The sequence below is a fragment of the Microcystis sp. M53602_WE12 genome, assembly GCF_030065455.1.
Classification (GTDB): Bacteria; Cyanobacteriota; Cyanobacteriia; order Cyanobacteriales; family Microcystaceae; genus Microcystis; species Microcystis aeruginosa.
Window position 1 is genome coordinate 1 of the sequence record NZ_JASJFB010000805.1, and the last position, 10,280, is coordinate 10,280.

Sequence of the window (10,280 nt, forward strand, 5' to 3'; positions counted from 1 at the left end):
AGCTGGCGGGGGTTAGGGAGATGGGCAGAAATTCCTTTTCCATTCGCCCGCAGGTAAGCTGTTGACTATCTAGGGTCTGCTGAATAAATCTAACAACCTTGTTGGATAAGGTTTTTAGACTTTTTTTCCCTCAAAAAGTGCCGACCATTGGAGTGATTGGGGGGAAATTCCGGGACTTTTTCCCTGAAAATTAGGTAATTGACCACCTGAAAATCGGTAAAACCCCACACCCCACACCCCACACCCTACCCCCAGGAAAAACTTTTTGCCGCAAACCCTATTTACCCTCGACCAACTCAAAAAAACCCCAGCCGACTTTCCCGATCGCTGCCGTCTGTGAGACAATCGATCGAGTGTTATCCTAAACTCCGCCAATTTTCATGTCCGACGACGCTACTATTCGCACTGCTGTACAACGTCTCTACAATACCTATCCTTTCCCCCCCGAACCGCTCCTAGATGAACCTCCTCCCGGTTACAATTGGCGCTGGAATTGGATTGCTGCCTATAACTTTTGTTGTCATCGTAAACCCGAACGAGAGGATATCCGCATTCTCGATGCGGGTTGTGGTACTGGTGCGGGAACCGAATATCTGCTCGCGCTCAACCCTTTTGCTAATATAGTCGCTATAGATATCAGTGAAAAAGCCCTAGAAATCGCCAAAGAACGCTGTAATCGTTCTGGAGTCGCACCAAAACACCGAGGTTCTCTGGATTTTCACCATTTACCCCTTGAATCCGCCACTAATCTCCCCGGAGAATTTGATTTAATTAACTGCGTCGGGGTGCTGCACCATCTCCCGGACCCGATTAAAGGGATTCAATCCCTCGCGCAAAAACTGGCCCCCGGTGGTCTGCTGCACATTTTTGTCTATGCACAATTGGGCCGCTGGGAAATCCAGTTAATGCAATCGGCGATCGCACTTTTGCAAGGAGACCGGCGCGGGGATTATAAAGATGGGGTCGCTGTCGGCCGAGAGATTTTTGCCTCCCTACCAGAAAATAATCGCATTTTGAAACGGGAAAAAGAGCGTTGGTCAATGGAAAATCATCGCGATGAGTCCTTCGCTGATATGTACGTTCACCCCCGGGAAGTGGACTATAATATCGATACCCTTTTTCAACTGATTGATGCGTCAGGATTAGCCTTTATTGGCTTTTCTAACCCTTCCTACTGGCAATTAGAGCGTTTATTGGGTAAATCCCCCGAATTGATGGCTAGAGCGCAAAATTTAGGGGAAAGGGAACGTTATCGCTTGACGGAATTATTAGACCCGGAAATCACCCACTATGAATTTTTCCTCGCTAAACCACCGATTTTGACTGCCGATTGGTCCAGGGATCAAGTCCTCGAGAATGCAGTGGCCGAAGTTCATCCCTGTCTTTACGGTTGGCCTAGTGCAAGTGTTCTAGATTACGATTATCGGCCGGTTAATCTCTCGGAGAGAGAATTTGCTTTTTTACAAGCTTGTGATGGTCGTTTAACCGTGGGAGCAATCGATGCTCAAGTTGGTTTAGGATTAACTGGTGTGCGTTCTTTACAACAGCGCCAACTACTGATTTTAAGTTAGGGAAAATTTGGGGATGTTAGAGATAGCGTCCCTTGGCAATGGGTAACTTTTAAACTAACTTGGCTAAATTTTGCCAAAAATTCTTTTTTCTCAACAATTATCCCCCTCTCTCCCCATAGTTTCAGCCCCAGAATTAACCGGGGCTGAATTATAATAGTTATATAGAGTGGACAAGGCTGATAAATTTCTGATTGGTCCGATTTTTACCCAGATCGGCAAACGGGAGTTTAGTCATTATCCCAAGATTCCGAGGCGATTAAGTCACCAATTTGATCCCTGAGAAGGTAGTCACACCGTTCTAGTTCACATTCAACACAAACCCACTCCCGAGGGGGAATGAACTGACAGAGGGTGTAGATCGGTTGGTGTCTGCTCACTACCCCCTGTTCTAAGCTAAACGGCGCTTAACCTGCATGATCCAATAGCTATAACCCTTTTGGAGTCTATATCGGTGATCCGAAGTAAAAGCCGTTTAGCTTACCATCTGACGGACTTCGTCCTTAATCATCCTGATAGAGTAAGCGGTGGGAGCGGTGGAGAAAGTTATGGCACTCATGGGAGATTTCCTGCAAGATCTACAAAAAAGTCTTATCAATAACTATACTCTAACCTATAAGGGGACAAAAGAGATTTTTTGCTGTATCGAGGATGACAATTTTTTATATATAGCGAAACCCTCTCCCCTCACCAGTTTAGGCTTAGGTTAAGAAAAGTTAAATTTATCGGCTAAAAGCTGTCGAGTCCCCTTATACCGAATCGGCTTTTTTAGCCGTCAGGAGTCAGGAGTCAGGAGTCAGGAGTCAGGAGTCAGGAGTTAGCTTTTTCTCCCTACTCCTCTCTCACCACTTCCCACTTCCCACTTAAACTAATAAATGGGGAATAAAAATAAAAGCCGCTACGAGTAAAGCGGCGATCGAGGCGATTAAAACGGCACCAGCGGCACAATCTTTCGCTATTTTGGCTAAATCATGGTAGGATTGCCCCACCGTCAGATCTACGACTGATTCTAGGGCAGTGTTAATTAATTCTAAGACCATCACCAGAGCGCAGGTAAGGGTGACAATCGCCATTTCCATGGCATTAACCCGCAAAAATAAGCCCCAACTAACCGCTACTAGGGTAATCAGGGTGTGAATGCGAAAATTTCTTTGACTAACAAAAGCATAACGGACTCCGGCCCAAGCGTAGCGAAAACTGACTAACAGATTCGAGGCGACTTGCCAAGCGTATTCTCTTTGACTGGGATTGTTGCCCTCACTAACCTGTCCCGATCGAGGGATAAAATTATTGTTGAGATAGGGATTAGATAGGCTGGTAGATTGGTTGGCTTGATGATAGTTTGTCTTCATATTCCTCAATAATGCTTGACAAAAATAACTAACTATGTATCGGCATTTCGACGGTTTTTAACAAAGTTTCCTGTAAAGATAGCATTTCTAACAGACTTGTTTCATCGGGATGGTCCCAACCCAAAAGATGTAAACAAGCGTGGGCAGTTAACCAGGCCAATTCTCGCGCCAAAGAATGATTTTGTGTTAAAGCCTGTTGTTGTGCTGTCTCCACAGAGATGATAATATCCCCCAAATATAAAGGTTCTGTCTCTAAAATGCCCTCATCCACTGGTAAATCCACTTCCAGAGCGGCAAAAGCGAGAACATCCGTCGGTTGATCTTTGTGGCGATATTGGCAATTATAGGTCTGAATTTCTCGATCGTCTGTTAAACGCAAACTTAGTTCATAACCGGCGGCAAGGGGGAGATAATCCGATAGATAGCCTAACCATGTCTCCAACCAATAGTGCCAAGTTTCCCCATCCACAGGACTATTTCCGGGATTAAAATAATTATCCTGTAGGCATAAATCCACCCCTAGGGGCAAAGTCTCACTCACCAGATTTCACCCTAGGGACGCGTCAGATAGGAAATACCGACAAAAAAGCCTAATAGGGCTGCTGTAGTCAAAAAAAAGTGTTTTAACGAGACGCCTTTTTTCTTGACCATATTCCGCATCGCCAGCTTGACGTAACTGGGTTGCGCTTCGGTGGCGGTTTCTACTGCGGGGTCAGTGGTGCTAACAGGTTCAGTCATCAGTAATTCCCCAGACAAAGATTGATCGCTATAAGTGTAACAGATTATTAAAAAAGTGCCAAAAAAATTCAAGTCCGGGGGAAAATCGTTCCCCTTCCGGGATAGTCAAAACCGCTCAACTCCCCCACACCCCACACCCCACACCCCACACCCCACACCCCACACCCCAGCAGTCTAACCATGTCTTCCCAATATCCCGAAAGCATCCAGACTATTTTTCAAAAAATTTGGGGCTATGATAGCTTTCGCTTTCCCCAACAGGAGATTATCGAGACGATTTTAGCGGCAAAGGATGCCCTAATTGTCATGCCCACGGGATTTGGTAAATCTATCTGTTTTCAACTGCCCGCTTTATTAAAAACCGGCTTAACCCTAGTGATTTCTCCCCTAGTGGCCCTGATGGAAAATCAGGTGGAGGAATTATTAGCTAAAAAACTACCCGTCGCCCTGATTCATAACGAAATCCCCCGACAACAGAGAAAGAAAACCTTAGCAGCGATCGCAGATCAAACCCTGCGACTTCTCTATCTTTCCCCAGAAACCCTCTTAAGTCCGCCCCTCTGGTCAAAATTAACCCTTCCCCACGTTAAAATTAACGCTCTCATCCTCGACGAGGCCCATTGTTTAACCCAGTGGGGCGATAATTTTCGTCCTGCTTACCGTCGTCTTGGGGCCGTCCGTCCCGCTCTTCTGCAATCGAAACCGGCCGGCAGCCAAATAGCGATCGCTGCTTTTACCGCCACCGCTAACCCCGCTACCCGTGAGACTCTCACCCGCATCTTACAACTAGAAAAACCACAACTTTTCTTAATAAATCCTTACCGTCAAAACCTTGACTTAAGCACCAAAATATGTATTAGCCCCGGTTGTCGTCGTCATCAACTATTAAACTTCCTCACCGGTCAACCTCGACAATCCGGCCTGATCTATACTCGTTCCCGTCGCCATAGTGAAAATTTAGCGACATGGTTGCAATCTCTCCATTATCGCACCAGTGCCTATCATGCCGGTTTATCCCCCTTTCAGCGTCGGGAAATAGAACAAAATTGGCTGCGGGGGGATTTAACTTTTGTTGTCTGTACCTCAGCTTTTGGCATGGGTATCAATAAACCCGATGTGCGTTGGGTTGTCCACTACCAACCCCCAGCTTTACTATCGGAATACCTACAGGAAATCGGCCGCGGTGGTCGCGATGGGGGTAAAATGCAGGCTCTCACCTTAATTAGTGAACCGACGGGATGGTTAGATAATAGCGATAAAAACCAGCAAAAATTCTTTAACTCCCAACAGGAGCGCCAATACCGACAAGCTTGGCAAATTTTAGCCCAAATTCCCCTAGAGGGCAAAGTAGAGGCGATTAGTGCCGAATTTCCCGATGGTGCGCTCATTCTCTCCCTTTTACACAGTCTCGATCGCCTAGAATGGCTCGATCCTTTTCATTATCGGCTTATTTATCCTCATAATTCAGCCAAGATGACTTTTAAACCCAGAAATGAGATATTTCCCTATCTCTATACCCGTCGCTGTCGTTGGCACTTTCTCTTAAATGCCTTTGGTTTTCAGGAAAATGCCGATAATTTTCGCTGTGGTCATTGTGATAATTGTCGTCGCAATCGACCTCTGGTAAGCTAGGAAGCGCCAGAGCAGGAAAGGGGTGAGAGCTTTTGTACTAAATTTTCCTGTCTTTTTTCTCCTCCTGTCTGGGATTCTCCTCAGCTAAGGTCAGATTTTTGATTTTTGCAGGAGATTTATAGCGGTTTTCACAGAAGTTAGTCCCGATTGAATCTATCAAGGGATTTACCATACCTTACCCGAAATAATAGTGAAATTTTGTGACAAAGTGCAGCCAGATATAAGAATCTTTGCTAGATTTCTAGAAAGCTTCTGTGATAAGTCTCCTTAAAAGGAGATTGTTTGCAGTAAGCTAATCTGGCTAACACGCTTTTGGGCGTGATATTGGGAAAAGTTCGGGCGATTGCGCCTAAATGGGGTGATATGCTAGAAGTTGACCTATATTGTTACTCTGGAGAGTGTTATACGGAAAGTCTCTTTATAAGATTTAGTTATACATCTTTTATGCTGAGACACAATAAGCAAATTGCTGCGAAATTGTAACATTAGCAAATCAATCTAAATTTTTATGCCATTTGAATTAATTATCACTTCCCTAATTGGACTATTTTCGGGCGTTATTTCACTTTATGCAGATCCCAAAGATAAGAAACATAAAATCTGGCAATTCATTTTACTAGCCTTAATAATTGTGAGTGCTTGTAGTACTGTATATTTTGGCTATCGTAAGGAGCAAGAATCTAAAGCAACAGAAGCAAAAAAAGATTCCCAGATCAAGAATCTGAGCGATAATCTATCTCAAGTTAATAAGCAAAACTCCGAGCTATTGCAAACTGTTAATATAATGCAATCAAAACTCGATGTAACAGGAAGTGATACAAAATTCATTCGCAATATTCTTGAGAAACTTGGATGGAGTCAGGAGAACATCAACAATCCGAATAAGGGTCAGATTGGTCAGAGTTTACAGGCTAGTCAGTCACTAAACAAAATTAGTGGAAATGCTGATCAAAGAAGAGGCATCACAGTACAGTATTTTCCCAAAAATGTAGATCCTAATATTGTGAAATCGCGGCTAGAAGCTTTGGGTGTTAAGCTAAATACATCTGCTTCCCAACTTCCAGGAGTACCTACAAATGCTATTTGGTTTGGTTCAGGAGTAGACATGAATACCGTAAAAGCAGTTGCCTATACATTGATTGGAGCAGGAGTTGAGTTAAAAATGATTCGCCAGTTCAATAATTCGCAAGGTCGAGAGTATTTAATCCAAGTGGGAGGAGATGGTGAATGCATAAATCGTCCAACCTTAACAGTAGAACGAATCAGAGCTATTCAAGAATTCCCAAAACAGAGTGAGGTCAAAGGTTGCCGAGCAGACTTCTAAGAGTATGTGTTGGAAGCCGTAGGGTGCGTTCCCTAAGGCGACTCCTACTGCTCCACCGATCGATTTTTGGGGAACGCACCATGCACATTGATTGCAGCTGTGGGTTAAAGTGCGATGCGGAAGGCACTGGGTAGCAGATCGCTGATCTTGTAGAGACGTAGTAGGATGGGCATTAGCTCATCCTACAGACCTGTGAGATATTATAGAGGGGTCTCCAGAAGTCAAATCGTAATCAGGAGTTAGTATATGCAAGCAATCCTTTTAAGCCGTGAAGAAGTTGCTCAACGTGCAGAGAAACTGTACGAAAGCAGAATCCGCCAAGAGGTGGAAGTTGAAGAAAACATTGGCAAGATGGTTATCATTGACATTGAAACAGGTGACTACAAAGTTGATGAAAATGGCTTACACGCTGCTGACTTATTGAGCGAGAAACACCCCCATGCTCGGCTCTTTGGGATCAAAATTGGCTACAACGTTGCTGCCGCTTTTGGTGGGGGTGTTATGGAGCGTGTAGTTAAGTGATTTCAGGTATTGTGGCTAATGGACACCCGCTTATCACTATCCCATTTCGGATTCCAAATCGCGCTGACTTTCCGATTGAGTTTGTAGTAGATACAGGATTTACAGATGAGCTTTGTTTACCACCCGAAGCAGTAGCATTACTGAATCTTCCTTTCAGGTACGATATGCGTGCGAATTTAGCAGACAACAGCCAAGTAATGCTGCCTCTTCACAAAGCAATTATTATCTGGAATGGTGAGGAGCGAGAAACTCGTGTATTTGCCACAGGGCGGCGACCCCTGGTTGGAACTGCTTTATTAGATAGCCATGAACTTGTGATTCAGTTTACGGAAGGTGGGTTGGTAACGATTGATGATTTGTAGTGCGATGCCGAAGGCACTGCGTAGCAGCACGCCGATCTTGTAGGGTGCGTTCCCTAAGGCGACTCCTACTGCTCCAGCGATCGATTTTTGGGGAACGCACCATGCACATTGATTGAAGCGCCGATTCAAATTTGAAGTGCACCACTGGGGGGCTTCCGATGAGGCGGCTCATCAGTAGTAGAGCGGGAGCACTTCGTTAGAATAAATCAGAGTATCATTAAGGCAAAATACTGAGTTGAGGTCAACCCTATGGCAGTTCGTCAACGGCGTTATCCCAAAGATGAGTTAGCCGAGCGAGGGCAAAAACTCTACGAATCTGGCATTCGGCAGCAAGTCGAAGCCGGTAATGAAGGTAAGATTGTAGCGATCGACATTGAAACTGGAGAGTTTGAAGTCGATGAAAACGTTGTGCCTGCAACTAATCGACTCTTTGAACGTCACCCCGATGCCCAACCTTGGATCATTCGTATCGGACATCGCGCTGTTTATCATTTCGGGGCACGGAGTTTGAAGAAAAATCCATGATGGAAGGTGTTGTAAATTTGCGGCGTGAAGCCACGCTAAGGATTGTAGTCGGAAACTCAAATCGGCAACTGCAAGCGGTTGACGCGGTGATTGATACTGGGTTCAATGGATTTTTATCTTTGCCCTCTACAATCATCGCTACATTAAATTTACCTTGGAGTGGTTCTGATTTTGTCACGCTGGGTGATGGCAGTGAAACTTATTTTGATCTGTACACTGGGACTGTGATATGGGATGGGCAGTACCAAGAGATTGATATTGCAGAATCAGAAACAGAGCCTCTACTAGGAATGGCGCTGCTTTACAGATATCGGTTGCAGGTCGATAACATTGAGGGCGGTAAGGTCAAGATTGAAGCCTTATGAGCCAGTGCTAGAAGAGATTCGGTGAGGCGCGGTCTAACAACGCAGCCGTAGGGTGCGTTCCCTAATATGGCTCCTACTGCTCCAGCGATCGATTTTTGGGGAACGCACCATGCACATTGATTGAAACTGTGGGTTAAAGTGCGATGCCGCTCCTCCCGCTCAAACCCCGGAACCCTCTGCTCTCGTTGGTCTGGGGGCCGTCGTCGCTCTGGGGGCTGGCTTCAAGCGCCGCCGCGCCTAGGCAGACAAAAACTAAGCGTTAATTGAAGGTATTACAACAGGATATCTGCAAGGGTCTCTTTTTTTGTGGGTAATTGTGAATTAGAGAAATTGACATATAATAAGAGCATAGAGCTAAATATACCTTTAAAATAGCTTTTCTCATGCCTACCGTCCTTCAAGTTGGGCCTTACAGTTTTATCTTTTTCAGTTCAGATCAACGAGAGCCAGCCCATATCCATGTCAAACGCGATCGCAAACTCGCTAAATATTGGCTTGATCCCATTACCTTAGAGAAAAACCGAGGATTCAAAGAACATGAATTAAACCAGATTGCTAAACTAATAACAGAACATCAACCCGCAATCCTAACCGCATGGCATGATTACTTTGACCCTTGAAACCGAGCCAATTGCCCATCAAGTGACCCTAACCGACGATAAATTAATAATCGACCTAGCCGACGGTCGCAGCATCACCGTTCCGCTAACATGGTACCCTCGTTTACTGCACGCCTCCCCCGCCGAGCGTCAAAATTGGCAACTCTTAGCGGATGGATGTGCTATCGAATGGCTCGATCTAGATGAGCATATTGGTATCGAAGGACTATTAGCTGGTCGGCGCAGTAGCGAGAGTTCACGCTCCCTGAATCGATGGTTAACAACTCGCAGACAAACTGTAACCGAGTAAATGGGGACAATGTTTCTGTTGTGCCACCCAAACTCCTCCATTCTTGCCCTGTAATTTATATCAAAATTTACTTAGGGTTTGCTGAATAAATCTAAAAACCTTGTTGGGTAAGACTTTTAGACTTTTTGTCAATCAAAAAGTACCAGGTATGGGAGTGATCAGGGGGAAAATTCTGGGACTTTTTCCCTAAAAATTAGGTAATTGGCCACCTCAAAACCGGTAAAACCCCACACCCCACACCCCACACCCCACACCCTGCCCCCACCGAAAAACTTTTTCAGCAGACCCTACTTAAACCTTGACAATGAGGCAGAGGCTTAACAACGAGCGATTGCGCTTTTCTTTGCGCTCTGCGATCAACCCTGCCAGATGGCAAATCTCACGCTTTTTTTGAAAAACACCAGTGCGATCGCTATCGCTGTAGGGTGCGTTCCTTAATGCAAGTCCTACTGCTCCAGCGATCGATTTTTGGGGAACGTACCATGCACATTGATTGAAGTTGTGATCCCAAATCCCGTTACAATAAAACGAGTAAAGACGAGGTTTTAGACCCGATTTTTTTGATACCATTTAGTGAATAATCGACCTCTGGTAAGCTAGGGAGCGCCAGAGCAGAGCGTTTGTACTAAATTTTCTATGTCTTTTTTCTTCTCCTGTCTCGGATTCTCCTAACCTAACGGAAGGTTTTTGATTTTTGCAGGAGATATATAGCGGGTTTCCCAGAAGTTAGTCCCGATTGAAACGCTGGCCTATCTAGGGGTTGCTGAATAAATCTAAAAACCTTGTTGGATAATATTTTTAGACTTTTTTGAAATCAAAAAGTACCAGCGATTGGAGTGATTGGGAGGAAAATTCAGGGACTTTTTCCCTGAAAATTAGGTAATTGACCGCCTGAAAATGGGTAAAACCCTACACCCCACACCCGTTACAGTAGAGCAGGAAGTCGCCTTCCCACCCCCTGCTTCAAAACCGGACTTACGACT

Annotated in this window: 15 protein-coding genes and 1 pseudogene; 12 read left to right on the forward strand and 4 right to left on the reverse strand. The window is 45.0% G+C overall.

The features are described from left to right. Nucleotides 1-380 precede the first annotated feature (380 nt). Nucleotides 381-1,571: a class I SAM-dependent methyltransferase gene (locus PX482_RS24575; protein ID WP_288054823.1), complete on the forward strand. Its 1,191-nt coding sequence runs from the start codon at nt 381-383 to the stop codon at nt 1,569-1,571. Nucleotides 1,572-1,798: 227 nt separating this feature from the next. Here the strand turns inward: PX482_RS24575 and PX482_RS24580 are convergent. Further along, a pseudogene (locus PX482_RS24580) lies at nt 1,799-1,963 on the reverse strand (DUF4327 family protein); the annotation flags it as partial. A 132-nt stretch (nt 1,964-2,095) separates the two neighbouring features. Between PX482_RS24580 and PX482_RS24585 the strand changes: the two are divergent. Continuing rightward, entirely contained in the window at nt 2,096-2,278 is a 183-nt protein-coding gene (locus PX482_RS24585; protein WP_002763436.1) for a hypothetical protein, read from the forward strand. Nucleotides 2,279-2,431: 153 nt separating this feature from the next. Here the strand turns inward: PX482_RS24585 and PX482_RS24590 are convergent, their stop codons facing one another. The 3 genes from PX482_RS24590 to PX482_RS24600 are packed head-to-tail and all read right to left on the reverse strand — an operon-like array spanning nt 2,432 to nt 3,658. After that, nucleotides 2,432-2,920, reverse strand: a complete 489-nt coding sequence (locus PX482_RS24590) for a diacylglycerol kinase family protein (protein WP_002763438.1) — start codon at nt 2,918-2,920, stop codon at nt 2,432-2,434. Between the two features lie 28 nt (nt 2,921-2,948). Beyond that, a complete protein-coding gene (gene ybeY, locus PX482_RS24595) occupies nt 2,949-3,461 on the reverse strand; it encodes an rRNA maturation RNase YbeY (protein WP_002763439.1) in 513 nt (170 codons plus the stop codon). An 11-nt stretch (nt 3,462-3,472) separates the two neighbouring features. Continuing rightward, a complete protein-coding gene (locus PX482_RS24600; RefSeq protein ID WP_002752941.1) occupies nt 3,473-3,658 on the reverse strand; it encodes a DUF3285 domain-containing protein in 186 nt (61 codons plus the stop codon). Between the two features lie 55 nt (nt 3,659-3,713). Here PX482_RS24600 and PX482_RS24605 point away from each other — a divergent pair, with 55 nt between their 5' ends. From PX482_RS24605 to PX482_RS24650, 10 genes are all read left to right on the forward strand, one after another. Continuing rightward, nucleotides 3,714-3,836 (forward strand): hypothetical protein, encoded by a 123-nt coding sequence (locus PX482_RS24605; RefSeq protein WP_288026490.1) that lies wholly within the window; start codon nt 3,714-3,716, stop codon nt 3,834-3,836. A gap of 2 nt (nt 3,837-3,838) precedes the next feature. Further along, the gene (locus PX482_RS24610; protein ID WP_288093727.1) at nt 3,839-5,290 is read left to right on the forward strand and encodes a RecQ family ATP-dependent DNA helicase; all 1,452 of its coding nucleotides are present in this window, start codon (nt 3,839-3,841) and stop codon (nt 5,288-5,290) included. A gap of 508 nt (nt 5,291-5,798) precedes the next feature. Continuing rightward, nucleotides 5,799-6,614: a hypothetical protein gene (locus PX482_RS24615; RefSeq protein ID WP_069474479.1), complete on the forward strand. Its 816-nt coding sequence runs from the start codon at nt 5,799-5,801 to the stop codon at nt 6,612-6,614. A gap of 246 nt (nt 6,615-6,860) precedes the next feature. Then, complete coding sequence (locus PX482_RS24620) at nt 6,861-7,136, forward strand: hypothetical protein (RefSeq protein ID WP_002739245.1); 276 nt, start codon at nt 6,861-6,863, stop codon at nt 7,134-7,136. Then, a complete protein-coding gene (locus PX482_RS24625) occupies nt 7,133-7,498 on the forward strand; it encodes a clan AA aspartic protease (protein WP_002763443.1) in 366 nt (121 codons plus the stop codon). Before PX482_RS24620 ends, PX482_RS24625 begins: the two co-directional genes overlap by 4 nt. A gap of 249 nt (nt 7,499-7,747) precedes the next feature. Further along, nucleotides 7,748-8,023, forward strand: coding sequence for a hypothetical protein (locus PX482_RS24630; protein ID WP_002752924.1), 276 nt, complete (start codon nt 7,748-7,750; stop codon nt 8,021-8,023). After that, on the forward strand, nt 8,020-8,388 hold the full coding sequence (locus PX482_RS24635; RefSeq protein WP_002752923.1) for a hypothetical protein: 369 nt from the start codon (nt 8,020-8,022) through the stop codon (nt 8,386-8,388). The genes PX482_RS24630 and PX482_RS24635 overlap by 4 nt, the downstream gene beginning before the upstream one ends. A gap of 190 nt (nt 8,389-8,578) precedes the next feature. Continuing rightward, nucleotides 8,579-8,629: a hypothetical protein gene (locus PX482_RS24640; RefSeq protein WP_230400958.1), complete on the forward strand. Its 51-nt coding sequence runs from the start codon at nt 8,579-8,581 to the stop codon at nt 8,627-8,629. Between the two features lie 142 nt (nt 8,630-8,771). After that, nucleotides 8,772-9,008, forward strand: coding sequence for a DUF4160 domain-containing protein (locus PX482_RS24645; protein WP_002763445.1), 237 nt, complete (start codon nt 8,772-8,774; stop codon nt 9,006-9,008). Then, a complete protein-coding gene (locus PX482_RS24650) occupies nt 8,989-9,297 on the forward strand; it encodes a DUF2442 domain-containing protein (RefSeq protein ID WP_002752921.1) in 309 nt (102 codons plus the stop codon). The genes PX482_RS24645 and PX482_RS24650 overlap by 20 nt, the downstream gene beginning before the upstream one ends. Nucleotides 9,298-10,280 lie beyond the last annotated feature (983 nt).